Below are 25,054 nucleotides of genomic sequence, written 5' to 3'. Positions count from 1 at the left end.
GTATTTTTTTATCTTATTTTAGGCATTTATTACTTCTTTTTTTACATCTGGTAAGCCTTTTAATAAATTTTCAGCAATCGTTAACCACTTCGATGTCTCTAAGCCATTTGTTTTCATAACAATTTTCAATTGTGATCCTTCCATTCCTAAACCGATCATACGTCCAAAACTATTTCCGAGCATGAATAATTTTCCACCATCAATATTTTGACTTGCTTGTTCAGAAAACAGGAATGTTACTTCAAATTTATTCTGCTTAATTAATTCAATTTGTTCTTTCATTGCCAACACTTTAATATTTGCAATTTGTAATAAATAACCAACTTCTTGTGGATAATCGCCAAATCTATCGATCATTTCTTCCTGCAATTCTTCAATATCCTCAATTGCAGAAACACCTCTAAATTGTTTATACATCATAATTTTTTGCTTACTATCTGAAATATAAGCATCTGGTAAGTATGCATCTACCTCTAAGTCAATTTCAACATTAACTATATTTTCAGCACCATCTGTTCCTCTACGCTGTTCAATTGCATCTTTTAACATTTGAGAATATAGATCAAATCCGACAGAATCAATAAATCCATGCTGTTCTGCCCCTAACAAATTACCTGCTCCACGAATAGATAAATCTCTCATCGCAATTTTGAAACCAGATCCAAGTTCCGTGAACTCTTTAATTGCTTGTAGACGCTTCTCTGCAACCTCTGACAGCACTTTGTCACGTTTATATGCAAAGTATGCATATGCAACACGATTAGAACGTCCAACACGCCCACGAAGCTGATACAACTGTGATAATCCCATACGATCTGCATCAAATACAATTAACGTATTTACATTCGGAATATCTACACCCGTCTCAATAATTGTTGTACTTACAAGAACATCATGCTGTCCTTCTAAAAATGATAGCATAACAGACTCTAATTCGCTTTCGTTCATTTTCCCATGTGCGTACGTTACGCGGGCATCTGGAACTAACATCGAAATTTCATCTGCTTTTCTTTCAATATCCTCTACACGGTTATATAGGAAGTAAACTTGACCACCTCTTGCAAGCTCTCGCTCTATCGCCTCTCGCATTAACGCTGGATTATACTCGACTACATACGTTTGGACTGGGAAACGATTTTCTGGTGGTGTCTCAATAACAGATAAGTCGCGCACACCAAGCATAGACATATGAAGCGTCCGCGGAATCGGAGTTGCCGTTAATGTTAATACGTCAACATTCGCCTTCAATTGTTTAATTTTTTCTTTATGTGTCACACCAAATCTTTGTTCTTCATCAATAATAAGAAGCCCTAAATCTTTATAAGTAACATCTTTAGATAAAATACGATGTGTTCCGATTACAATATCTACTGTTCCATCCTTTAAGCCCTTAATTGTTTCATTTTGTTGTTTCCTCGTACGGAATCTACTTAATAAGCCTATATTGATTGGATAATCTTGAAAACGCTCTCGAATTGTTTCATAGTGTTGCTGCGCAAGAATCGTTGTCGGTACTAAAATTGCAACTTGTTTTTCATCCATAATCGCTTTAAATGCCGCACGAATAGCCACTTCAGTCTTTCCATACCCTACATCACCACAAAGGAGCCTATCCATCGGGCGTCCGCGTTCCATATCTTTTTTAATCTCGTCAATAGAACGTAACTGATCCTCTGTCTCTTGGTATGGGAAAGATGATTCGAACTCTTGTTGTTCTGCCGTATCTGGCGTATATGCATAGCCTTTTGAAGCTTCGCGCTCAGCATATAGTTTAATTAGGTCATCCGCAATGTCTTGTACAGATTTTTCAACTTTCGTTTTAACCTTTTTCCAATCATTCCCACCTAATTTGTAAACTTTCGGATCCTTACCTTCAGATCCTACATATTTTTGAACTTGATCAATTTGTTCAATTGGAACGTATAGCTTATCATTACCTTGATATTTAATATTTAAATAATCTTTATGAACACCATTAATCTCTAATGTCTCAATACCTAAAAATTTACCTATACCATGATTTACATGAACTACATAATCTCCAACTTTTAATTCCGAATAACTTTTAATACGTTCAGCATTCGATAGCTTTTGTTTACGTTGTGATTTTTTAACTTTCTTATGAAAAAGCTCCTTTTCAGTAATGACAACAAGCTTTTGCATCGGCATTTCAAATCCTGCATGTAAATCACCTACAGCAATTTGTAACCTTCCAGGCAATAAAATATCTGTACCTTCTACAATATCTGCCTCAATATCATAATCACTTAAAATATGTTGTAATTTTTTCACACGTTCATCATCTGTTCCGAGTACAACAGTCGTAAAATGCCCTTCATTCCATCTATCAATTTCTGTTTTTAACAAATTCATCTGTCCATGGAAATCTTGCATTGTTTTACATGTTACATTAACAATATTTTGCGGATGTGTGTGTGCGATATGACGCAAGAATAACGTTAAATATACAAAACTTCTTTTTTTATGATGAAGAAACCCCTCGAATGGGTGAGAGAAAGATAAATCTTGAATAATTGTTCCTTCACCAAGAAGTGATATATACCATTCCGCCTCTTCTGTTTCAAGATGTGATGCTGTTTCTTGAATACGGGAAATCTCATCTAAAATTACAACACCATCTTCTGGTAAATAATCTATCAGACTAGCAGGTTCTTTATAGAAAATAGATAAGTATTTAAACATCTGTTCTATACTTTGCCCGTTTTTCAACATCTCAATTTCATGACTTACCGTCTCAAGCACTTTAGTCTTTAGTTTATCATCAGAAAGTTTTTGCATCGTCTTAGTCAAGCCTTCTTCAAGATGCTGAATTCCTGATTTTAATTCTTCCTGTGAAAATAAAAACTCTGTTGCCGGACCAAACCTAACGTTTTCTTTTTTACCTTGAGAACGCTGTTCATCCACATCAAATAATCGAATAGAATCGACTTCTGTATCAAAGAATTCAATACGAAATGGTAGTTCTTCAGTTAAAGGATAAATATCTAATATTCCCCCACGCAAACTGAACTCCCCTGGAGCTTCTACCATCGACTTACGTTCATAGCCAATATGATGTAAAGTATGCAAGAGCGCATCTAAATCAATCTCTTGCCCTAGATTGATTTCAACTTGCTTTTGCTTCCACAATTCTTTTATTGGTAAAAATCTACGCAATCCTGCCACTGGCGCTACAATGATTCCATTCTCTCCCGCAGCCAAGCGATTTAACACTTCTATACGTTGCGCCTTCAATTCTGGACTTGCAACTCCAATTTCCGATGCTATCAGTTCATTCACTGGATATAACCACACATCTTTTTCACCAAGTAACGCCACTAAATCTTCATGTACTTTTTGTGCTTGGTATAAGTTATGTGTCACGATTAATTGTGATTTTTTTGTTTTTTTATATAAAGCCGCCATTAATAATGAACGAGAAGACGTTGCCATCCCTGATATAAGTTGTTCTTTTAACCCATCTTCTAACCCATTAATAACCGATTGTATCTCTTCATTTTTATAAAATTGCTCTAATAAACCTATCATTTTTAAAACTCCTCTCAACATAAAGAGCAAGTCATTCTATTTTATGCAAATATTTTGGAAAAGGAAAACAGAAAAATGCTTTGGACATGCCAAAGCGACAACATTTTATTGCAGAAATTTTTCATACTCATAATACTCAGGATAAGATGCGAGCGTTTCTTGACACGATTCACAAATCGTTTTTATATATATATTTCCATTCTCATGAAAATGAATCATTTCTACTACTTCTTGCTCCGTTAGTTGAAATAAAACGTCGCTATATACTTTTTCTGCGTTAATGGAGCCTACATTACCTCCGCAGTGTCTGCAATAATAATACCCTTCCATACTAGCCTCCTAAAAATTCAATTACTACTAGTATGGGTAAAACAAAAGAGAAATATTCCCAATCTCATTTTTAACTATTGAAAGTATTCATGATTTGAAGAAAAGGCTTATTTAGCCACTCTTCACATGCATCCGCTGCTTTTTCAATAGAATGGTTAACATCCGCAATCTCTTCAGATGTAAAGCGCCCTAATACATAATCGACTACCTTCATTCCATTTTTCGGGCGATCAATTCCCATACGGATACGTTGAAATTCTTGTGTTCCTAAGTGCAAAATCGTTGACTTTACACCATTATGTCCACCAGCACTACCTTTCATGCGAAGACGCAATTTACCTACAGGAATGTCTAAATCGTCGTACATAACAACGAAGTCCTCAACATCAATTTTATAATAATCCATAAGTGGACGAATACTTTCCCCAGATAAATTCATATATGTTAGCGGCTTTAATAAGATTACCTTTTCTCCATTAACAAACCCTGCACCAAATACACCTTTAAATTTTTGTTCATTCAAAGAAATGTTCCAACGCTTCGCAAGTTCATCAATGGCCATAAATCCAATATTATGCCTTGTTAATTCATATTCTCTACCTGGGTTCCCAAGTCCTACTATCAATTTCATTCTTGTACCACTACTTTCTTTTTTCGATACGAAAAGACGTAACCAATTTTGGTTACGTCTCATTCTATCCAATTAATTGAATAATACACTCACAGATTCTTCTTCGTATACACGAATGATTGCTTCTCCGATTAATGGAGCAACTGAAAGTTCATGTACTTTGTCGATTTTCTTCTCTTCTGGTAATACGATAGAGTTCGTTACAACTAACTCTTTAATGTTTGAATTTTGAATACGCTCAATTGCTGGACCAGATAATACTGGGTGTGTACAGCAAGCATATACTTCAGAAGCACCGTTCTCAACAAGAGCGTTTGCTGCTAATGTAATTGTACCAGCTGTATCAATGATGTCATCAATTAAAATCGCTGTTTTGCCTTCAATATTACCGATAATGTTCATTACCTCTGAAACGTTCGGGCGAGGACGACGCTTATCAATAATAGCGATTGGCGCTTTTAGACGATCTGCCATTTTTCTCGCACGAGTTACACCACCATGATCAGGAGACACGATTACGATATCTTTAAGACCTTTTGTTTCAAAGTAATCAGAAAGAATCGGTACACCCATTAAGTGGTCGATTGGGATATCAAAGAACCCTTGAATTTGTGGAGCATGTAAATCTAGAGTGATTACACGAGTTGCACCTGCTGTTTCAAGCAAGTTTGCTACAAGTTTCGATGTAATTGGTTCACGAGAACGCGCTTTACGGTCTTGACGCGCATAACCATAGTAAGGAATAACAATATTAATTGTTTTCGCAGATGCACGTTTTAATGCATCGATCATAATAAGTAATTCCATGATATGTTCGTTTACTGGGAAGCTTGTAGATTGAATAATGAATACATCGCAACCACGGATACTTTCTTCAATGTTAATTTGAACTTCTCCATCACTAAAACGATCAACAGAACATTTTCCTAGTCCTACTCCAATATGCTTTGCAATCTGCTCAGCAAGTTCCTTATTAGAGTTTAAAGAGAATACTTTCAAATTAGAATTTAGATATTGAGTCGACATCTAGATTAACCCTCCACATTATTATGATTTTTTCTTATTCAGCAATTGATCAACATAGTCTTCTTTGTTAACTTGACGTGCACGTGCTACCGATAATGCTTTTGATGGAACATTCTCTGTAATTGTAGAGCCTGCCGCCACATAAGCACCATCTTCAACTGTTACTGGAGCAACAAGGTTTGAATTACATCCAATAAATACCCCATTACCAATCACAGTTTTGAATTTATTCTTACCGTCATAGTTCACCGTAATTGAACCACAACCAAGATTCACGTCTTCTCCAACTTGTGCATCCCCGATATAACTCAAGTGTGAAGCTTTACTTCTATTACCAAAGACAGTTTTTTTGATTTCCACGAAGTTTCCAACGCGTACTTCGTCTCCAATAACTGAATCTGGGCGAATATGTGCAAATGGACCAACCGATACTTCTGTACCAAGTTTACTATCATGTACAGTAGATTGTCGAATTGTCGTACGATCTCCAATTTCACTATCGCGAATTACTGTATGCGGTCCAATTTCACAATCAGAACCAATTACAGTGTTCCCCTCAATAATTGTTCCTGGATGAAGAACTGTATCGCTACCGATAATTGCATCAGCAGAAATATAAGTGTTACTTGGATCAATAATTGTAACACCATTTACCATGTTCTTTCGGTTGATACGGTTTTTCATAATAATTTCCGCTTGCGATAGAGCGACTCTGTCGTTAACACCTAACGTTTCATCGAACTGCTCTGTTTGATAAGCTGATACGATATGACCTTCATTTTTTAAAATCTCAATAACATCTGGAAGGTAATATTCACCTTGCACGTTATCATTTGAAACTTTAGAAAGTGAAGCAAATAAAGCCTTATTATCAAAACAATACGTACCTGTATTGATTTCTTTAATAGCTAATTCTTTCTCATTTGCATCTTTATGCTCAACAATCTTTTCAACATGACCATTCTCATTACGAACAATACGGCCATATCCAGCAGGCTCTTCTATGTATGCTGTTAGCACCGTCGCCATTGCTCCTGCTTCTTTATGTTGCTGAAGTAATGCTTCCATTGTTTCAGCAGTTATTAGAGGCGTATCACCACAAATAACTAAAGTTGTTCCTTCTTCATTTGCAAGTACACTTGCAGCTTGATCTACAGCATGTGCTGTACCAAGTTGTTCTGCTTGTAATGCAAACTCACTTACGTTCCCTAGCTGTTCTTGTACCATTTCAGCACCATGTCCAACAACCGTTACAAGTTTCTGCAATCCTAATTGAGATACTTGATCGACTACGTGTTGTACCATAGGTTTTCCACATACAGGATGCAGCACTTTGTATAGCTTTGACTTCATACGTGTGCCTTTACCTGCAGCTAGAATCACTGCAAATCTGTTTGACATATAGACCCTCCATCGCAACCTATTTATCCATTAAAGATATTATCCTAAATCATCATATATTTCAAGAAACACATTTTAACTATTAAATTTTACCATAATTCTTATAAGATGTTTTACTCTTTAGTATCTTTTTTAAGAAATAAGCTATACTATTTAAAATGATTTTGAAAAAATTAGTAGTTTCTTCTTTTTATGTTAATAAATTATGAAGTTTCCAAATATAAAACAAAAAAAACAAACCCCTGTAAATGCTTACAGGAGTTTGCTACAAAATTATAAGGCTTTTTGTCAAAAGCCCTTTTCATTCGAATTTTACGAAGCACCTGCTTCTTCAAACTCAACCTCTTCTAACTCGCCTAAACGATGATACTCTGTTAAAACCGCATCTTGAATTTTAGAGCGTGTACCAGAATTAATTGGATGTGCAATATCACGGAACTCTCCATCTGGAGTACGTTTACTTGGCATTGCTACAAATAATCCATTATTACCATCAATTACACGAATATCATGAACAACAAATTCATGGTCTAGAGTAATAGAGGCAATTGCTCTCATGCGGCCTTCTGTGTTTACGCGGCGTAATCTTACGTCAGTCACTTCCATCTTGTGTTCACCACCCTTTTCTAAATAAGCGATATATTTGTATAAATTCCACAAATTTTCTATTTTCCCTTTAATTTTTTAAAAATTTTTAAGATAAAAATTTTTAAAGTAGTTGAATATAGAGATTAGTGGAGGTTATCGCTTACAAAAGGTTACTTAACTAGGGCGATCACTTCAATTTCAACGGAAACATCTTTCGGTAATTTTGCTACTTGCACACAAGATCGAGCTGGTTTATGAGTAGAGAAATAAGAGCTATACACTTCATTCACAGCATTAAAATCATCCATGTCCTTTAAAAATACTGTTGTTTTTACGACTGTATCAAATGAAGCACCTGCTTCCTCTAATACCGCTTGTAAATTTTGAAATACTTGTTCTGTTTGTACTGTTACATCTCCTGTTACAAGCTCCCCATTTGCCATCAATGGAATTTGTCCTGAGCTATAGAACATGTTATTTACAATAATCCCCTGTGAATAAGGTCCAATTGCTTGTGGTGCCTTGCTTGTTTGAACAACTTTCATACTTTTCACCCTTTTATTATTTATTTTACTCTTTAAAAATAGTGTACGAAAGGCAGTTTGTCCATCTATTTTATAATCTATAAATAAAATAAAAAAGATAGAGCTATCTGCTCTATCTTTTATTCCGCCTCTACAAGCCCTTCATCAAATGGCGCAAGAGAATAATTCCCTTTTTCCACTTGAATCGTTTTTTCTTTCACATCAACTTCCGATAGACGAATTAATGATACAAAATTATTAATTAGTCGTTCTTCAATATCTGTGGATTCTACTAATACACCAATACCAACAACATTAGCCTTGAATTCTTCTAGCATACTCATCATACCTTGAATTGTTCCGCCAGCTTTCATGAAGTCATCAATAATTAAAACATTCGACCCTTCTGGAAGACTGCGTTTTGCTAACGTCATTGTTTGAATTCGTTTAGAAGAACCCGACACATAGTTAATACTAACAGTCGGACCTTCTGTTACCTTATTATCTTTCCTTGCAATTACAACTGGTACATCTAAGTAATTTGCCACTGCATAAGCAAGTGGAATCCCCTTCGTTGCCACCGTCATAACTGCATCAATTGGTTGCCTAGCAAAAACAGAAGCAAACAAACGACCTGCGCCATTAATATGGCGAGGATTACTCAATAAATCTGTCATGTATAAGTAACCGCCAGGCAAAATACGATCTGGGTTTTCAAATAAGCCACAAAGCTCATCAATAATTAGATCTGCCTCTTCTTCACTTATATACGGTATATATTTCACTCCTCCTGCTGCTCCTGGTATCGTTTGCAATGTGCCGACCCCTTGTTGTTCAAACGTTTGCTTAATAATAACTAAATCTTCACTAATGGAAGACTTAGCCGATTGATACCTTTCAGCAAAAAAAGTGAGAGATACTAGCTGACGAGGGTTTTGTAGCAAGTAATAAGTCATATCGACTAATCTTGTACTTCTTCTAATTTTCATACTCTCACCTCAAATCACGAATATTCTAAACAAATCATAACGTATTATACGTCTTTATTCAAGCGTTTCTCGCTCTCCTAATAAACGTACCGCATAGACTTGTTCACAAAATCCTTTTAATCCGTTATAAATGCGATGCATTCGTGAATCATGGTGTACAAGTCCAAATACAGTTGGACCACTTCCACTCATTAATACAGCATCCGCTCCAAATCGCTTCATCTGTGATTTAATACGGGCAACTTCAGGATGCATTCCAAATGTTACATCTTCTAAAACGTTACCAACAGTATCACAAATTCCTTTATAATCACCAGAATTTATGACATCAACCATTTTATCTACATTTGGATGTGTAACTCGATTTAACTTTAAATTTCCATACACATCAGCAGTAGATACACCTATATGTGGTTTCGCTAAAATAACCCAACAAGAAGGCGGAGTCTTTATATGCTCAATTTTCTCTCCTCTTCCAGTGGCAATTGCTGTGCCTCCGTATACACAGAACGATACATCTGATCCAATTTCTGCACCAAGCTCTGCTAACTCATCAATTGTAAGCCCTAAATTCCATAATTTATTAAGACCACGTAATGTCGCTGCTGCATCACTACTTCCACCTGCTAATCCAGCTGCTACTGGAATCGTTTTTTCAATAGTAATAGATACACCTTTTTTTACATTAAACTTCTCTTTTAATAATTTCGCTGCCTGATAAGCTAAATTTCGTTGGTCGTCTGGGACATACCGATTATGGGATAAAATTTCAATACGGTCTTCTGCTAATTCCGTTAGTTCTAGACGATCTGCTAAATCAATGGTTGTCATAATCATTTTCACTTCATGATATCCGTCTTGTCTTTTTCCCAGTACATCTAACGACAGATTAATCTTTGCTGGTGCTTTCACTAGTAGCTTCAATCTATTCACCCACTCTATGTACTCAATCTTTTATCGTTTATTTTACCATAAATTTATAGTAAGACGATGACACTTCCCTAATTATAACGAAAAGCATTCAGAATGAAACTACTTATGTAAAATGATGGCACCTTTTAGAGTACAAAAAGCCGAGGAATGTCTCCTCGGCTACCGTAGCATAGAAAGTATCTTACAACTACTGGTTTCGTTTCATTAATTGCTGTTCTGCAATTTCTATAGCACGTTTCACCATGTTACCAGCATCTTTCGCACGAATTCCGCCCCATCCTTCTTTCTGAACAACATCATAAAAGCCAAGCTCTTTTGCTAGCTCTTCTTTAAATTGGTTTGACATGACACCTCTTCGTCTACTCAATGCAGAGTCCCTCCTTATTTTGCTACGGTATAGTTAGTATGCAAAATAATATAGCTTTTCATTTATGGGAATATATGTAATGATATACAGATTATAAAATGACCTCATTATGAGGGTCTCCATAAAATGTTAACTCTACTGTCTCTGTTAAAACATCTGCATAACTATAAGATACACGTTGCAACGCATCTTCTTGTTGATCCAATTGTACAACAAAAACGGAACGGTATGTTTCTGCTAGTACACCTGATTGCTCCACAGTTTTTCTTCTTCCACTATTTGCTTTTAACATAAGTCGCTGTCCAAGATGGTGATCTAATTCGCTTTTAATTTCATCTAAACGTTTTGACATATACTTCGCTACACCTCGCTGTAATTTAGATTGAACACTTAAAGCACGATATATCTATCCTAATTATTAACCGCGATTCACAGCTAATATCATCCTGCGTTTGAATAGATAGAAGAAATACTATATTGTAAAAGTATCATTACGTAGTCTTTACGTTCTTACCTCTTTTTATCCAAATTCATTTAAATCCTTCCATACAAAAAGCAAGATACATATGTATCCTGCTTACTCTTCGTAATGTTGAAAAGGTAATCCCGTTCGTAAAATCCCTCTCGTTTCAATTCCACCTAGTCCCTTTTCACCAGTAATTGTATTACGTACGACATCCCATACATTGACTCTCTCCATAAATGAAGTAAAACTAATTTTACCAACTACATATACAGGATCTAGTGCATGAATATTAATTCTAGATGGTGAACTAGCGAAATTGGCCCCTGCACGAATTAGTGCCTCAAAATGTGATTGACATGCCCCAGCAAAAATAACAAGTTGATCCAATGATGGATATTTTTTTCGCACTTCACGAACAGCCTGTACAAAATGCCTTGAATGCCTATATGCCGCTAAATCTCCCTTCACTCCTTTTGATTTTGTATATGCATCATGTCCTGTAATAACGAGAATGTCTGGGCGAAAGTGATCTATTAAGTCTACTACTTTTTCATGCATCTCCGTTTCTTTACAATGAATACCTTGAACAGGAACGCCAATTTTATTATATAAATCTAAGCACTTGCGCAAATATAAAGGGTCTCCATCTATATGCAATACACGTCCCGGCATTTGAAAATAATTTACCTCACTTGTGTATCCACCAGTTGAAGTATGTTCATGCCTTTGTTTCATCAGTACATAATCTTGTTGAAACAAACGATACGTGCGCTCCATTGTTTCTTTCTCACGCTTCACCCTTTTTTTATGTTCTCTTTGATCTATACTAATTAAATCTTCAAGTGGCGCATCCGCCACCAGTCTAATTTCTTCTCCAAACAATATAGCTATCTCGCCTTTTATTTCTATAATACGAAAAAGAATATCCCTCTTATGAGAATATCGTTCCACTAATTCTCCAACATGTAAAACCATTCTCCTACCTCCAAACTCATTAGGCCATCTTACCTGTTTTTAAAGTATGAATTTAGAGAGAGAAAGGTGACAAAAGGGACAGTTCAACTTGAACTGTCCCTTTCATATTCTTATGATAATTTATGAAGAACTAATGCATTACTTAATGTTGCAAACTCTTCAATAGATAGCGTTTCGCCTCTTCGCTTTGGATCAATTCCTACTTCTGTTAAAATTCGATCCAATAACTCCTTATCTTTCGGGAAACCATTTAAATTATTTGATAAATTATTCATTAAAGTTTTACGGCGCTGTGCGAAACTTGCTCGTACTACTTCAAAGAAGAACGTTTCATCTGTCACCTCTACAACCGGTTTAGGACGCTTTAGAAGGCGGATAATTGCAGAATCAACGTTTGGCTGTGGTACAAACACTGTACGCGGTACAGTCATAACTGTTTCAACTTCTGTATAGTACTGAATGGCAATCGATAAAGAACCATACTCTTTCGTTCCAGGTTTAGCAGCTAAACGATCTCCAACTTCTTTTTGCATCATAACAACAAATCCACGAACTGGTAACTTTTCTTCAAGCAATTTAAATAAAATTGGCGTTGTAATATAGTACGGTAAGTTAGCTACTACCATTACATCTTGCCCTTCTTCAAATTGCTCATTAAATACTTCATGTACATCTGCTTTTAGTACGTCTTTATTAATAACTGTAACATTACCATATGGCGCTAACGTCTCATCTAATATTGGTAATAGTCTTTGATCAATTTCAAAAGCCACTACTTTTTTAGCACGCTTCGCTAATTGCTCTGTTAATGCACCAATACCTGGTCCAATTTCAATTGCACCACTTTCTGAACCAATTTCTGCATGATCGACAATACGATTTAATACATTTGTATCAATTAAAAAGTTTTGTCCTAAACTTTTTTTGAATGAAAATCCATACTTTTCAACAATGTCTTTTGTACGATTTGGCGTTGCGATATCCTTCATTTTTTTTCCTCCTGTATTACTTGCTTATAAGCTTCTGCAAATGATTCCTTTGAAACTTGAAACATCTGTAATCGTTTATGTAACTGTTTTGCATTTGTATAACCAATCTTTAATAGCTTACCCATTCTTTCTCTGCGGCTCTTTGCCATTTCTCCGCCCACTAAGCCTGCATCGACTAAATCACTCCAACTAATTTCACTTGTGTAAGCTTCCATTTCTTCATGTATATTCTCTAGAGCACGGCGAATCGACTCATTAGAAGCATGTTCAATCCCAACACCCTTTTTCCTTTTAGCAAGCGCTTCTTCCTTCGGTAAAAAAGCATGCTTACAGCCAGGAACCTTGTCAGAAATAATTTTTCGAATACGCTCTCCAGGATAATCCGGATCTGTGAAAATAATAACGCCCCTTTTTTGCTGCGCTAATTTAACTTGCTCAATAACATGATCACCGATTGCTGAACCGTTCGTTTCAATTGTATCCGCATCAACAGCACGCTTAATCGCAACTGTATCATCTTTACCTTCTACAACGATAATCTCTTTTATTTTCATGCTTGCCTCCACACTCATTTCGTCTCTACTTAGTAAAACAAAAAAATGACGACTTTTCCATTATTATTTTCCCCATTCTTATATTTTAAAAAATAGAATAGAAAAATCTTTGTTCCCTGTCCTTATTGTAACACTTCATCATTCACATTTATTTTCTTCATTACTTCTACTAGTTTTTCTCAAAATAAAAAAGAACAGGTTTCCCCCGTTCTTTTTATTCAACACCAAATAAAACTTTTGCATTTTTAGTTGTCATTTCTGCTACTTCCTCATAAGAAATTCCTTTTAAATTCGCAATTTCTTCTGCTACGAGTTTTACATAACTCGGTTCATTTCGTTTCCCGCGAAATGGATGCGGCGTTAAATAGGGACAATCCGTCTCTATTAACAATTTCTCTAATGGAATCTCCGTAGCAACTTCTTTCGGTTTCTTAGCGTTTTTAAATGTAACTGGTCCACCTAACGAAATTAAAAAGTTCATATCAACACATCGCTCTGCTACTTCTACGCTACCGCTAAAGCAATGCATAATGCCTCCTACTTCAGCTGCATTCTCTTCTTCTAGAATATCGACAATATCTTGAGTTGCATCGCGGTTATGTATAATAATCGGCAAATTTACTTTTTTCGCTAATGCAATTTGTTTACGAAATACTTCTTTCTGTATTTCTTTTGGAGACTTATCCCAGTGATAATCTAAGCCCATTTCTCCAAGTGCAACGACTTTAGGATGAGAAGCAAGTTCTTCTAACCAAGCTAAATGTTCTTCTGTCATGTCGATTGCATCAACTGGATGCCAGCCAACCGCAGCGTAAATAAAATCATAGGCTTCAGCTAATTCCATCGCCTTTTTTATCGTTACTTCATCAAAACCAACAACAACTGTATAAGTAACTCCCGCTTCTTTCATTCGGGCAATAACCTCTTGCAAATCTTCTTCGAATTGCTCTGCATTCAAATGTGAATGTGTATCAAACAACATAATACATAACTCCTTTTATATTGAAATCAAGTTTATTCTACAAAAATAAGTTCTTTAATAACTTAACGATAACAATACTACAATCTTAATGCAAAAATAGAGAGTGTAAAAAGAAAAGAGACGCTTCACACATGTTACACGTGAAACATCTCTTTTCTTGTCTTAATTACTTGATTTTTGTACCATTTGGTAGATTTTGGTCAATTGATGCTAATGACAATACGCCATTCTCTTCACCCGCTAAAATCATACCTTGCGATAATTCACCGCGTAATTTTACAGGTTTTAAGTTTGTTACACAAATAACCTTTTTACCTTTTAAGTCTTCCGGCGAATAGAATTTTGCAATTCCAGAAACAACTTGACGCTTTTCTGTGCCTAAGTCTAGTTGAATTTTTAACAACTTGTCTGCTTTTTTCACAGGTTCAGCAGATAGTACTTCAGCTACGCGTAATTCTACTTTAAAGAAATCATCAATTGTAATTTCTTCTGCCTTCGGTTCTTCTTCTTTTTTCTCTTCTACTTTAGGAGCAGAGCTTTTCATTTGTTCTTTAATGTACTCTACTTCCACTTCCATTTCTAAACGAGGGAAAATTGGGTTTCCTTTTTCTACTTTTGTTCCAGCTGGAATGCAGCCAATTGTAGATAGACTTTCCCAAGATTTATGAGCTTCATCAGTAAGGCCAAGCTGAGCAAACATCTTGCTTGGTGCTACTGTTAAGAATGGCATAAGCATAATACCTGTTTGACGAAGTACTTCTGCTAAATGAGCCATTACAGAAGCTAACTTTTCACGATCATTCTCATCTTTTGCTAATACCCATGGTTGTGTTTCATCAATATATTTATTCGTACGACTAACTAGTTGCCAAATAGATCCTAACGCTACAGAGAACTCCATATTCTCCATTGCTTCTTCTACTTTTTTCAAAGTATCTTGTGCAAACGCTACTAACGTTTCATCAAATTCCGTCACATTTTCTTTAAATGCAGGGATTTCTCCGTTAAAATACTTATCAATCATAGCTACTGTACGATTTAATAAATTACCTAAGTCATTTGCTAAGTCGAAATTAATACGCTCCACAAATCCTTCTGGTGTGAATACACCATCAGATCCAAATGGAACTTCACGAAGTAGGTAATAACGTAATGCATCTAATCCGTAACGATCGATTAATGTAACTGGATCTACTACGTTTCCTTTTGACTTACTCATCTTTCCATCCTTCATTAAAATCCAGCCATGAGCAAAGACTTTCTTCGGAAGAGGTAAATCTAATGCCATTAAAATTATCGGCCAATAAATTGTATGGAAACGAACAATTTCTTTCCCAACTAAATGCACATCTGCAGGCCAGAATTTTTTATATTTCTCTTCATTTGCTGTTCCATAACCTAACGCCGTAATATAATTAGATAATGCGTCAACCCATACGTAAATAACATGTTTTGGGTTACCAGGAACACGAACTCCCCAGTCAAATGAAGTACGAGAAACCGCTAAATCTTCTAATCCTGGTTTAATAAAATTATTAATCATTTCATTTTTACGAGACTCCGGCTGAATGAAATGTGGATTATCTTCATAGAACTTTAATAGTCTGTCGACATATTTACCCATTCTAAAGAAATAAGATTCTTCACGAACAAGTTCTACATCATGACCACTATCTGGGCTTTTTCCTCCAACTACTTTGTCGCCTTCCATAATTGGATCTACTAATTGATGCTCTGTATAGAACGTCTCATCTTGTACAGAATACCAACCTTCATATTCATCAAGATAAATGTCACCTTGATCTACTAATTGCTTAAAGATTTTTTCGACAACATCTTTATGACGATCTTCAGTTGTACGAATAAAATCATCATAAGAAATATCCATCTTCTCCCAAAGCTCTTTAATTCCTGCAACAATGTTATCAACATATGCCTGTGGCGTAATATTTAACTCTTCTGCTTTCTTTTGGATCTTCTGTCCATGCTCATCAGTTCCTGTTAAATAATGCACATTATAACCTTGCATACGCTTATATCGTGCCATCGCATCTCCTGCTACTGTCGTATAAGCATGTCCAATGTGTAATTTTCCACTTGGATAATAAATTGGGGTAGTAATATAAAAGGACTTATTTTCCTCTGTCATTGTTTTGAACCTCCCGAATAACCTCATATGTATTTATAAACAGTATATCAAAAACTCATATATAAAGTGAAACTTTAATCAGTAGGGTTTTTGTTCCTCCCCACTAATTATTAGCCCACATTAATTGGGCTTTTACGAGCAGCCCAAATCTAACTTATCTTCTTTACGCCAACCTAATTTTAAATTTAGGTCTTAATGCTCGATATCTTTATCATCTATTGCTCATATTTCACAAAAATATACAATCTCCACTTTTAATTTATTATTTTTTCAGAAAATATTGTAAATAATTGTGGAATTTCCTCTCAATCTATTATATATAAGAAATAAGAAATCTATAAATCTTTTTAAAAAATATAGAATTTAAGAATTGACGGAAATGTAAATGATTGGTATCATATGTCCATAGGGTATTTTGTCGAAAAATGACGAATCTAAAAATAGACTCGAAACTTATAAACTATTTATTTAGGAGGAAAAAAATTATGAAATCTACTGGTATTGTTCGTAAAGTTGATGAATTAGGTCGTGTAGTAATTCCAATCGAATTACGCCGTACTTTAGGTATTGCAGAAAAGGACGCTCTTGAAATCTATGTTGATGACGAAAAAATCATCTTAAAGAAATATAAACCAAACATGACTTGCCAAGTAACTGGTGAAGTATCTGACGGTAACCTTTCTTTAGCTGAAGGTAAAATCATCTTAAGCAAAGAAGGCGCTGAGCAAATCTTAAACGAACTTCAAGATTATATCGAAACAGCAAAATAAGCTTCTCAATTATGAGAAGCTTATTTTTTATCGACATGATAGATTTGATATACATCTCTTTTCGACAAATCTCGATCTTTAGCGACTGTTTTAATCGCTTCTTTTGAATTCATACTTTTTTCATTTATATAATATTCAATATGATCATATACCGAAAGAGATTCCCACCATTGTTCTTCTGGAGCAGGTTCTTCTGTTGAACCAGCTACTAAAATACAAAACTCACCACGTACTTCATTTTGCTTCGTCCACTCAATTGCTTCTTCGATTGTCCCTCGAATAAATTCCTCAAATTTTTTCGTTAACTCTCGACATAATACAATCTCTCTATTTCCCAACACTTCCTGCATCGAAATTAAAGTATCGTCTAAACGATGAGGCGCTTCATAAAACATCATTGTAGTTTGTACATAACGAAGCTTTTCTAACTCCATCTTTCGTTCCTTTTTGTTTCTCTGCAAGAAACCATAGAAATAAAACTGCTTTGTTTCAAGACCGGATGCAATTAATGCTGTAAGGGCTGCATTTGCTCCAGGAAGCGGAATTACATGATATTGCTCAGCTACTGCCTCAACGACAATATCGTAACCTGGATCAGAAATACACGGCATACCAGCGTCGCTAACAAGTGCTACATTCTTTCCATCCTCTAATTTCTCTAATAGTTTCTTCCCACTTACTTCTTTATTGTGCTCATGATAACTCGTAACAGGTGTTTCAATTTCAAAATAATTACAAAGTTTTTTCGTTTGTCTCGTATCTTCAGCAGCAATTAAATCAACTTCTTTTAAAATTCGGATTGCACGAAATGTCATATCTTCTAGATTTCCAATAGGAGTTGGTACTAAATATAAAACTCCCTTTTCATTTTGTTGAAAGCTTTTTTGTTGCCACATAGCGTTCTCCTTTTTGCATATATGCCTCTTTTTGTTTTCTCGTTAATTGCTTAAAGTAATACTCCGCTTGCATAGCTGTACGCTTATCATCGTGGGTCTCTACATATTTTAAAACAACAGGAAGCCTGACGCGTGTATACTTAGCCCCTTTGCCGCTATTATGAGTCTGAATTCTCTTTTCTATATGGTTTGTATATCCAGCATAATAACTTCCATCAGAGCACTCTACCACATAAAAAAAGTGCTTATTCTTCTCCATATAAAATCGAACGTAGCTCCTTTGTATATTCGTTATTGTTCTCATATACAACGAGAGGCGGTAAAATTTTCAAATCTGCATTTCCATCCTTAATTCCTTCAATTAACAATGTATTTGCTTCTTTTCCAACCTTAGGATAAACAAATTGCACACGCTTTGGTTCAATTTTATATTTACGCATTAATGTGACAATGTCTAGTAATCGCCCTGGACGATGTACAAACGCTACTTTCCCACCTTGTTTTACTAACTGACTACTTACAGATACAACATCTTCTAATGTACACATAATTTCATGACGAGCTATCGCTAAATGTTCATTCATATTTTTCTCTGAAGTTTGAGGTGTTTGAAAATATGGTGGATTACATGTAACAACATCATATTGATGACGCCCAAGTTTCTCTGGCATATCTTTCAAATCTCCATGTATGAGGTGAATTCTTTCCTCCAACCCATTGTATTGAACACTTCTTACTCCCATATCATATAAGCGTTCTTGAATTTCCACACCAGTAATATTTCCTTTTGTTCTTGTACTTAATAGAAGGGGAACAACCGCGTTACCTGTACACAAATCAAGTAAATTCCCCTTTTGAATTGGTACCCATGCAAAATCTGCAAGTAAAACGGCATCTAAAGAAAAATTAAATACTGATGGGCTTTGTATAATCTTCATGTCTTGTGCTAATAAGTAATCTAAACGTTCATCTTCATATAAATTCATATACTGCTCCTTTTCTTACCCTTAACCTACCCTATTTCATGTATAAAAAATTACCTTTCCAATTATAATTGGAAAGGTAATTTCACTTTTTATTTAAGAATGACAGACAGAATAAACAATCTCCCTCTTTACGTACACTTCCATAATGTAGATTGCAAATATGAAAACCTTCTTGATACAGTCTCGCTAAATTGTCATAGCCTTCACCAATATCTGTTTTCGGCTTCACTTCTTTACGTTTTTGAGTTTTTTGTTTTTCTTTATTCTGCACTTCTTCAAAACGGTGTCGCAAATTGTTATTTTCCATTTTTATATGCTGGTTTTCTTCCAACAACTCTGCAAGATGCTGTTTTAACTCTCCCAACTGTTTATATAAATGTCCAATTTGCTCTTCCATACTAGAAACCGATTCAAAAATATCTTTTTTCTCCACAAGCACCCACCTCATTAATCTGTGGTTTGACTCGAAACGACCCCTTTATTCACTAACTCATCTAACGTATATTCTACTATCCGTTCCTTGTCTACTAGTTCCACTTGAATTAATCTTTCTAAAATATTTAATCCGATAACACGGCCAGTACCATGCGGGGTTTGTATACGTTGATCTAAATCAGGAAGTTGTTCCTTTGCTGCCTCATATTCATCATTCTCATATTTTAAGCAACACATTAAGCGACCACATAAACCAGAGATTTTTGCAGGATTTAATGATAAATTTTGATCCTTTGCCATTTTAATGGATACAGGTTCAAAATCCCCTAAAAAAGTAGAACAACAAAGCATACGACCACATGGACCAATACCACCTAGCATCTTCGCTTCATCACGAACACCAATTTGTCTTAGTTCAATTCTTGTTCTAAAAATTGCGGCTAAGTCCTTCACTAGTTCGCGGAAATCGATCCGACCATCCGCAGTAAAATAGAAAATAATCTTATTACGATCGAATGTATACTCTACATCTACAAGTTTCATATCAAGATTATGCTCTACTACCTTTTGTTGACAGACTTGATATGCTTCTTTGGCAGCATGTTTGTTCTCTTCAACAATGGTACGATCATTTTCATTTGCAATACGAATAACCTTTTTTAGCGGTAATACAACGTCGTTTTCATCAACTTGTTTTTTGGTAATAACTACTTTTCCGTATTCAATACCTCTTACCGTTTCTACAATGACAAACTCATTTTCAGAGATATCGAACTGATTTGGATCAAAGTAATATACCTTTCCGGCCTTCTTAAAGCGAACACCTACTACATCATACAAAACGGTCATCCCTCCTGCAACCGCAACACTAACTGTTCGAACACAAGCTGCGCATTTACATTAGCGTTGATTCTATTTTTTGCCTCTAATATATTAAAGAGAGCTGATACAATGCGCTTCTGAGCATAGGAAAACGATTCAAACATCTCTTTCTGATCATGAAAAACAAGACGATCTTCTTCTCCAAGTTGAACATATAATAAATCCTTATAAATAAGGAGTAACATATCTAAACCTTGCTGTAATTGTTCTTTCTCTCCAAAGTGTTTTCCCCATTTTTCTTGTACAAAAAAAATAGAGGTTTTATCTTTTTCGAGCGCTTCACATAATTTTATCACTAAAGCTCGTGCTTGTGCAAACCATTCATCACTACATAAAGCTAAAGCTTCATCAAAACTATTTGTAAGTTGAGCAGCAAGTGTCGATAAAGATGCTGTAATCCCTTCATCCTGTAATCTTCTAATTAAAGATTCCGTAGGTAACGGTCTAAACGTAACAACTTGGCAACGAGATAAAATCGTATTTAAAATTTGATGACTTTGTTCAGTAAGTAAAATAGCAGTTGTATCACTACTTGGTTCTTCTAAAAATTTCAAAAGTGTATTTGCCGCATTTGCTGTCATACGATCTGCGTGCTCAATAATATATAATTTTTTATTTGCCTCTAATCCTGTTTTTGAAAACTCTTCTTGTAAATCATGAATTTGCTGCTTTTTAATAGATAATCCGTCTGGTTTTACAATATGTAAGTTAGGGTGGTTACCTGAATCAATTCGCTTACAGTTTGTACATACATGGCAGGGCTCTACCCCATTTCGCTCAGAACAGAGGAAACTCTTTGCCATTTGAATTGCTGTCGCAAACTTTCCTGTCCCTTTCCCTCCCTCTAACAAGTAAGCGTGGGATATACGCTCTTTTGCAATGCTATTCATCAACATTTTTACACCGATGGGTTGTATAGCAGAAAGCTGCTCCCACGTCTTCGTCATAATGCATACCTCACTTATTTCATTCTTTCCTTCTATTATAACAATTTATCTTCTATAATCTGAACAACTTCTTCTATAAGTTTTTCCATCGGCTGATCAGCATTTACCAATACAATACGATCCGAGAAACGTTCTACAACTTGTAAATACCCTTCGCGCACACGTTTATGGAAAGAGATATCTTCCATATCTAGTCGATTTACTTCACGTCCTGCATCTTTTTCAATCCGAGCCAAACCAACCTCAGGCTCAATGTCTAGATAAATTGTTAAACTAGGCATACAGTCCTCTGTTGCGAAACGATTTATTTCAAATACCTTATCCATACCCAATCCTCTTGCATAGCCTTGGTATGCTAAAGAGCTATCTATAAAACGATCACATAACACGAGGTAGTTCTCATTAAGTGCTGGCATAACTTTTTCTACTAAATGTTGTCTGCGCGCAGCAGCATAAAGAAGCGCTTCTGTACGTGCTTCCATCATCGTATATTCTTGTTTATGTAAAATCGTCCTAATGTCCTCAGAAATTGCAATACCGCCTGGTTCTCTTGTCGCCATTACCTTTTGTGCTTTTTTTTCAAAATATGGCAATAAGCTTTTAATTAACGTTGTTTTACCTGAACCTTCTGGGCCCTCAATTGTTACAAATAATCCCTTCATCCTAAAACCTACTTTCTATATCATACACTTTCATATATTTCGTATTACATTGAAAACGAGCCCCTGCTCTCTCTAAATACATAATTTGCTCTTTATGCTCTGAAGTAATTCTCTCTCCATACATAATCAATGGAATTCCAGGTGGATACGGAATCACCATTTCCGCCGCTATCATTCCAACAGCATCTTCTATAGATACTATCTTTGTTTCATATCCATCTAGTTGTTTATACGTATACGGTAAAAGAGAGAATTCACCTTTATAAGTATAACGAATAGATTCCCTCTTGTCTTTCACCTCATAATGTTGCAATGCTACTCGGATCATCTCTATAACCTTCATATATCCCCCATTTACTTGTAAGGGTAAAATAAATAGGACATTGTACGGATCAGCCATCTCTGTATATATACCGACCTTTTCAAATACAGACTGTAATTCGTACCCTGATAACTGACAACGAGTTTGTACGGTGACCTTTAACTCATCTTGCAACGGATATTCTAAAATGGCGATTTGAGGAATAGAACGTAATTGTTCCTTAAATTTTCGTAAGAACTCAACAATTTCACTGTGACCTTCTTCTTTTATACGCGCCATTGTAAAGCGTGCTATATCCAAGGAAGCCATAATTGGATACGATGGACTACTAGATTGTAGCATACTTAAATAAGTAGTAACCTTCTCTTCGTCTACTAAGTGACTATTTATATGTAAATAGGAACCCATTGTCATTGCGGGTAATGTTTTATGTGCAGAATGAACTACAATATCTGCACCATATGTTAATGCTGACTTCGGGAATGGTTCTCCCAAGCACAGATGTGCCCCATGTGCCTCATCTACCAAAACAGGTATTTTATGTTCATGTGCAAAAGCGATGCTTGCCTCTAGATCCATCCCCATACCATAATAATTAGGATGCGTTAAAATGAGCGCTTTCGCATTTGGATACTTTTCAATTGCTTTCTTAATAATTTCGTTACGAACTCCCACCGGTACGTTATAAGCTTCATCAATCCATGGATCTAAAAAAATGGGATTTGCTCCCGCAAGTTTTAAAGCATTAATAATTGATTTATGGCAATTTCTTTGTACAAGAACAATATCATGTTCCCCGCAACAAGACAAAATCATTGCTAAGTTCCCGACTGTTGAACCATTAATTAAAAAATAGCTCCTCTTTGTATTATAAACTTCAGCCAATAATTGTTGTGCCTCATCTATACATTCAAACGGACTATGCAAATCATCTAGTCCTGCTAACTCAGTTACATCAATAGATAGAATATCTTTAAACTCTCTTATTGCCTCCTGAGGGAAGTTTAAACCATTCTTATGACCTGGAACATGAAAAGATAACGGCCCTCTTTCTTTAAACTCTATTAACGCCTCATATAAAGGCATACGATTTTGATTCATCTACATCTCTTCCTTATTATTCATTCTCTATCTATTATACAGAACAAAAAAAATAATAGGCATATGCCTATTTAAAAATATGATACTTCTAATTTTCGAAGCTGCTTTAAATAATGTATATATTTCGGATCATCTGTCTCTGTATTCACCATATCCTTTTCACATTCATAGCATATTAAATTATTATAAACATATATACCTTCTTTTCTTTTCGTCTCACAAACAATACAAACTTCACTTTGTAATTTCATAACCTTCCCTCCCTATTTAAGTGAACCTATTTTATACTTCTAATCCTTAACAATTTACAGAAAAATATACACCCATCTTTTATATAATATGATTAACTCTTGGGCAACGTGTTTGTATTACCATTACTTCTTTCCCATTCTTTTTAACAATACAAAAAAACACAAGTCAAATGACTTGTGTTTTTAGTTGCTTGGCGACGTCCTACTCTCACAGGGACAAGGTCCCAACTACCATCGGCGCTAGAGAGCTTAACTTCCGTGTTCGGTATGGGAACGGGTGTGACCTCTCTGCCATCATCACCAAACTATGAAGGCATATTCCTTCAAAACTAGATAACATTGCTACATATTATATGGTTAAGTCCTCGATCTATTAGTATTCGTCAGCTCCACATGTCACCATGCTTCCACCTCGAACCTATCAACCTGATCATCTTTCAGGGATCTTACTAGCTTACGCTATGGGAAATCTCATCTTGAGGGGGGCTTCATGCTTAGATGCTTTCAGCACTTATCCCTTCCGCACATAGCTACCCAGCTATGCCCTTGGCAGAACAACTGGTACACCAGCGGTGCGTCCATCCCGGTCCTCTCGTACTAAGGACAGCTCCTCTCAAATTTCCTACGCCCACGACGGATAGGGACCGAACTGTCTCACGACGTTCTGAACCCAGCTCGCGTACCGCTTTAATGGGCGAACAGCCCAACCCTTGGGACCGACTACAGCCCCAGGATGCGATGAGCCGACATCGAGGTGCCAAACCTCCCCGTCGATGTGGACTCTTGGGGGAGATAAGCCTGTTATCCCCGGGGTAGCTTTTATCCGTTGAGCGATGGCCCTTCCATGCGGAACCACCGGATCACTAAGCCCGACTTTCGTCCCTGCTCGACTTGTAGGTCTCGCAGTCAAGCTCCCTTATGCCTTTGCACTCTACGAATGATTTCCAACCATTCTGAGGGAACCTTTGGGCGCCTCCGTTACACTTTAGGAGGCGACCGCCCCAGTCAAACTGCCCACCTGACACTGTCTCCCGGGTCGATAAGACCCGTAGGTTAGAATTTCAATACAGTCAGGGCGGTATCCCACCAGCGCCTCCACCGAAGCTAGCGCTCCGGTTTCAATGGCTCCCGCCTATCCTGTACAAACTGTACCAAAATTCAATATCAGGCTACAGTAAAGCTCCACGGGGTCTTTCCGTCCTGTCGCGGGTAACCTGCATCTTCACAGGTACTATAATTTCACCGAGTCTCTGGTTGAGACAGTGCCCAAATCGTTACACCTTTCGTGCGGGTCGGAACTTACCCGACAAGGAATTTCGCTACCTTAGGACCGTTATAGTTACGGCCGC

Annotated in this window: 26 protein-coding genes and 2 rRNA genes (1 of these 28 only partly in view); 1 reads left to right on the top strand and 27 read right to left on the bottom strand. The window is 36.2% G+C overall.

Annotated elements, in window-relative coordinates:
* Nucleotides 1–18: 18 nt before the first annotated feature.
* The 16 genes from mfd to metG form a co-directional block, all read right to left on the bottom strand.
* Nucleotides 19–3,549: a transcription-repair coupling factor gene (gene mfd / locus NST27_RS00300; protein ID WP_000579678.1), complete on the bottom strand. Its 3,531-nt coding sequence runs from the start codon at nt 3,547–3,549 to the stop codon at nt 19–21.
* 105 nt (nt 3,550–3,654) lie between these two features.
* Nucleotides 3,655–3,879: an anti-sigma-F factor Fin family protein gene (locus tag NST27_RS00295; RefSeq protein WP_000399438.1), complete on the bottom strand. Its 225-nt coding sequence runs from the start codon at nt 3,877–3,879 to the stop codon at nt 3,655–3,657.
* 70 nt (nt 3,880–3,949) lie between these two features.
* Complete coding sequence (gene pth / locus NST27_RS00290; RefSeq protein WP_080009060.1) at nt 3,950–4,510, bottom strand: aminoacyl-tRNA hydrolase; 561 nt, start codon at nt 4,508–4,510, stop codon at nt 3,950–3,952.
* Between the two features lie 72 nt (nt 4,511–4,582).
* Nucleotides 4,583–5,536 carry a ribose-phosphate diphosphokinase gene (locus tag NST27_RS00285; RefSeq protein WP_000107420.1) on the bottom strand — a complete coding sequence of 318 codons (954 nt, stop codon included), beginning with the start codon at nt 5,534–5,536 and terminating at the stop codon, nt 4,583–4,585.
* Between the two features lie 21 nt (nt 5,537–5,557).
* Nucleotides 5,558–6,937 (bottom strand): bifunctional UDP-N-acetylglucosamine diphosphorylase/glucosamine-1-phosphate N-acetyltransferase GlmU, encoded by a 1,380-nt coding sequence (glmU, locus tag NST27_RS00280; RefSeq protein WP_000071039.1) that lies wholly within the window; start codon nt 6,935–6,937, stop codon nt 5,558–5,560.
* 312 nt (nt 6,938–7,249) lie between these two features.
* Complete coding sequence (spoVG, locus tag NST27_RS00275; RefSeq protein WP_000454041.1) at nt 7,250–7,543, bottom strand: septation regulator SpoVG; 294 nt, start codon at nt 7,541–7,543, stop codon at nt 7,250–7,252.
* Between the two features lie 152 nt (nt 7,544–7,695).
* Nucleotides 7,696–8,070, bottom strand: a complete 375-nt coding sequence (locus tag NST27_RS00270) for a RidA family protein (RefSeq protein ID WP_000869811.1) — start codon at nt 8,068–8,070, stop codon at nt 7,696–7,698.
* Nucleotides 8,071–8,189: 119 nt separating this feature from the next.
* Nucleotides 8,190–9,038: a pur operon repressor gene (gene purR / locus NST27_RS00265; protein ID WP_000702466.1), complete on the bottom strand. Its 849-nt coding sequence runs from the start codon at nt 9,036–9,038 to the stop codon at nt 8,190–8,192.
* A gap of 54 nt (nt 9,039–9,092) precedes the next feature.
* On the bottom strand, nt 9,093–9,962 hold the full coding sequence (gene ispE / locus NST27_RS00260) for a 4-(cytidine 5'-diphospho)-2-C-methyl-D-erythritol kinase (RefSeq protein ID WP_000772104.1): 870 nt from the start codon (nt 9,960–9,962) through the stop codon (nt 9,093–9,095).
* 196 nt (nt 9,963–10,158) lie between these two features.
* Entirely contained in the window at nt 10,159–10,338 is a 180-nt protein-coding gene (gene sspF, locus NST27_RS00255; RefSeq protein WP_002094215.1) for an acid-soluble spore protein SspF, read from the bottom strand.
* A gap of 91 nt (nt 10,339–10,429) precedes the next feature.
* Nucleotides 10,430–10,690, bottom strand: coding sequence for a biofilm formation stimulator Veg (veg, locus tag NST27_RS00250; RefSeq protein WP_000044347.1), 261 nt, complete (start codon nt 10,688–10,690; stop codon nt 10,430–10,432).
* 225 nt (nt 10,691–10,915) lie between these two features.
* Entirely contained in the window at nt 10,916–11,779 is an 864-nt protein-coding gene (gene yabG / locus NST27_RS00245) for a sporulation peptidase YabG (RefSeq protein WP_000242868.1), read from the bottom strand.
* 110 nt (nt 11,780–11,889) lie between these two features.
* Complete coding sequence (gene rsmA / locus NST27_RS00240; protein ID WP_000651548.1) at nt 11,890–12,768, bottom strand: 16S rRNA (adenine(1518)-N(6)/adenine(1519)-N(6))-dimethyltransferase RsmA; 879 nt, start codon at nt 12,766–12,768, stop codon at nt 11,890–11,892.
* Nucleotides 12,765–13,322: a ribonuclease M5 gene (rnmV, locus tag NST27_RS00235; RefSeq protein WP_000692835.1), complete on the bottom strand. Its 558-nt coding sequence runs from the start codon at nt 13,320–13,322 to the stop codon at nt 12,765–12,767. Before rnmV ends, rsmA begins: the two co-directional genes overlap by 4 nt.
* 214 nt (nt 13,323–13,536) lie before the next feature.
* Complete coding sequence (locus tag NST27_RS00230; RefSeq protein WP_000895843.1) at nt 13,537–14,304, bottom strand: TatD family hydrolase; 768 nt, start codon at nt 14,302–14,304, stop codon at nt 13,537–13,539.
* A 166-nt stretch (nt 14,305–14,470) separates the two neighbouring features.
* Nucleotides 14,471–16,453 carry a methionine--tRNA ligase gene (gene metG, locus NST27_RS00225; protein WP_000134135.1) on the bottom strand — a complete coding sequence of 661 codons (1,983 nt, stop codon included), beginning with the start codon at nt 16,451–16,453 and terminating at the stop codon, nt 14,471–14,473.
* Nucleotides 16,454–16,938: 485 nt separating this feature from the next.
* Between metG and NST27_RS00220 the strand changes: the two genes are divergently transcribed.
* Entirely contained in the window at nt 16,939–17,223 is a 285-nt protein-coding gene (locus NST27_RS00220) for an AbrB/MazE/SpoVT family DNA-binding domain-containing protein (RefSeq protein WP_000843036.1), read from the top strand.
* A 20-nt stretch (nt 17,224–17,243) separates the two neighbouring features.
* On the opposite strand, the gene rsmI is transcribed toward NST27_RS00220, so the two are convergent.
* From rsmI to NST27_RS00165, 11 genes are all read right to left on the bottom strand, one after another.
* Nucleotides 17,244–18,119, bottom strand: coding sequence for a 16S rRNA (cytidine(1402)-2'-O)-methyltransferase (gene rsmI, locus NST27_RS00215; RefSeq protein WP_000267821.1), 876 nt, complete (start codon nt 18,117–18,119; stop codon nt 17,244–17,246).
* A complete protein-coding gene (locus NST27_RS00210) occupies nt 18,088–18,378 on the bottom strand; it encodes a GIY-YIG nuclease family protein (protein WP_000414350.1) in 291 nt (96 codons plus the stop codon). Before NST27_RS00210 ends, rsmI begins: the two co-directional genes overlap by 32 nt.
* Nucleotides 18,365–19,105, bottom strand: coding sequence for a tRNA1(Val) (adenine(37)-N6)-methyltransferase (locus NST27_RS00205; protein WP_001055367.1), 741 nt, complete (start codon nt 19,103–19,105; stop codon nt 18,365–18,367). The genes NST27_RS00210 and NST27_RS00205 overlap by 14 nt, the downstream gene beginning before the upstream one ends.
* Nucleotides 19,106–19,187: 82 nt before the next feature.
* Nucleotides 19,188–19,538 carry a DNA replication initiation control protein YabA gene (gene yabA, locus NST27_RS00200; protein WP_000412063.1) on the bottom strand — a complete coding sequence of 117 codons (351 nt, stop codon included), beginning with the start codon at nt 19,536–19,538 and terminating at the stop codon, nt 19,188–19,190.
* Between the two features lie 14 nt (nt 19,539–19,552).
* Complete coding sequence (locus tag NST27_RS00195; RefSeq protein ID WP_000272429.1) at nt 19,553–20,380, bottom strand: PSP1 domain-containing protein; 828 nt, start codon at nt 20,378–20,380, stop codon at nt 19,553–19,555.
* A 5-nt stretch (nt 20,381–20,385) separates the two neighbouring features.
* The gene (gene holB / locus NST27_RS00190) at nt 20,386–21,369 is read right to left on the bottom strand and encodes a DNA polymerase III subunit delta' (protein ID WP_000169563.1); all 984 of its coding nucleotides are present in this window, start codon (nt 21,367–21,369) and stop codon (nt 20,386–20,388) included.
* Between the two features lie 35 nt (nt 21,370–21,404).
* Nucleotides 21,405–22,031 (bottom strand): dTMP kinase, encoded by a 627-nt coding sequence (gene tmk / locus NST27_RS00185; protein WP_000677214.1) that lies wholly within the window; start codon nt 22,029–22,031, stop codon nt 21,405–21,407.
* A 1-nt stretch (nt 22,032) separates the two neighbouring features.
* Entirely contained in the window at nt 22,033–23,454 is a 1,422-nt protein-coding gene (locus NST27_RS00180) for an aminotransferase class I/II-fold pyridoxal phosphate-dependent enzyme (RefSeq protein WP_001075298.1), read from the bottom strand.
* A gap of 71 nt (nt 23,455–23,525) precedes the next feature.
* Complete coding sequence (locus NST27_RS00175) at nt 23,526–23,705, bottom strand: sigma factor G inhibitor Gin (RefSeq protein ID WP_000776279.1); 180 nt, start codon at nt 23,703–23,705, stop codon at nt 23,526–23,528.
* A gap of 189 nt (nt 23,706–23,894) precedes the next feature.
* Nucleotides 23,895–24,010, bottom strand: a 5S ribosomal RNA gene (gene rrf / locus NST27_RS00170).
* Nucleotides 24,011–24,058: 48 nt separating this feature from the next.
* A 23S ribosomal RNA gene (locus NST27_RS00165) occupies nt 24,059–25,054 on the bottom strand; it runs 1,927 nt beyond the window's last position.

This window comes from Bacillus sp. FSL W8-0770 (assembly GCF_038008705.1).
GTDB classification, from domain to species: domain Bacteria; phylum Bacillota; class Bacilli; order Bacillales; family Bacillaceae_G; genus Bacillus_A; species Bacillus_A cereus.
The sequence above is the reverse complement of the archived record's forward strand: the minus strand, read 5'-3'. Positions and strand labels throughout refer to the sequence as shown.

Coding starts and splice junctions, on each gene's coding strand:
- mfd (WP_000579678.1), bottom strand. CDS start 3,549: ATGATAGGTTTATTAGAGCAATTTTATAAAAATGAAGAGATACAATCG.
- NST27_RS00295 (WP_000399438.1), bottom strand. CDS start 3,879: ATGGAAGGGTATTATTATTGCAGACACTGCGGAGGTAATGTAGGCTCC.
- pth (WP_080009060.1), bottom strand. CDS start 4,510: ATGAAATTGATAGTAGGACTTGGGAACCCAGGTAGAGAATATGAATTA.
- NST27_RS00285 (WP_000107420.1), bottom strand. CDS start 5,536: ATGTCGACTCAATATCTAAATTCTAATTTGAAAGTATTCTCTTTAAAC.
- glmU (WP_000071039.1), bottom strand. CDS start 6,937: ATGTCAAACAGATTTGCAGTGATTCTAGCTGCAGGTAAAGGCACACGT.
- spoVG (WP_000454041.1), bottom strand. CDS start 7,543: ATGGAAGTGACTGACGTAAGATTACGCCGCGTAAACACAGAAGGCCGC.
- NST27_RS00270 (WP_000869811.1), bottom strand. CDS start 8,070: ATGAAAGTTGTTCAAACAAGCAAGGCACCACAAGCAATTGGACCTTAT.
- purR (WP_000702466.1), bottom strand. CDS start 9,038: ATGAAAATTAGAAGAAGTACAAGATTAGTCGATATGACTTATTACTTG.
- veg (WP_000044347.1), bottom strand. CDS start 10,690: ATGTCAAAACGTTTAGATGAAATTAAAAGCGAATTAGATCACCATCTT.
- yabG (WP_000242868.1), bottom strand. CDS start 11,779: ATGGTTTTACATGTTGGAGAATTAGTGGAACGATATTCTCATAAGAGG.
- rsmA (WP_000651548.1), bottom strand. CDS start 12,768: ATGAAGGATATCGCAACGCCAAATCGTACAAAAGACATTGTTGAAAAG.
- rnmV (WP_000692835.1), bottom strand. CDS start 13,322: ATGAAAATAAAAGAGATTATCGTTGTAGAAGGTAAAGATGATACAGTT.
- NST27_RS00230 (WP_000895843.1), bottom strand. CDS start 14,304: ATGTTGTTTGATACACATTCACATTTGAATGCAGAGCAATTCGAAGAA.
- metG (WP_000134135.1), bottom strand. CDS start 16,453: ATGACAGAGGAAAATAAGTCCTTTTATATTACTACCCCAATTTATTAT.
- NST27_RS00220 (WP_000843036.1), top strand. CDS start 16,939: ATGAAATCTACTGGTATTGTTCGTAAAGTTGATGAATTAGGTCGTGTA.
- rsmI (WP_000267821.1), bottom strand. CDS start 18,119: ATGTGGCAACAAAAAAGCTTTCAACAAAATGAAAAGGGAGTTTTATAT.
- NST27_RS00210 (WP_000414350.1), bottom strand. CDS start 18,378: ATGGAGAAGAATAAGCACTTTTTTTATGTGGTAGAGTGCTCTGATGGA.
- NST27_RS00205 (WP_001055367.1), bottom strand. CDS start 19,105: ATGAATTTATATGAAGATGAACGTTTAGATTACTTATTAGCACAAGAC.
- holB (WP_000169563.1), bottom strand. CDS start 21,369: ATGACGAAGACGTGGGAGCAGCTTTCTGCTATACAACCCATCGGTGTA.
- tmk (WP_000677214.1), bottom strand. CDS start 22,031: ATGAAGGGATTATTTGTAACAATTGAGGGCCCAGAAGGTTCAGGTAAA.
- NST27_RS00180 (WP_001075298.1), bottom strand. CDS start 23,454: ATGAATCAAAATCGTATGCCTTTATATGAGGCGTTAATAGAGTTTAAA.
- NST27_RS00175 (WP_000776279.1), bottom strand. CDS start 23,705: ATGAAATTACAAAGTGAAGTTTGTATTGTTTGTGAGACGAAAAGAAAA.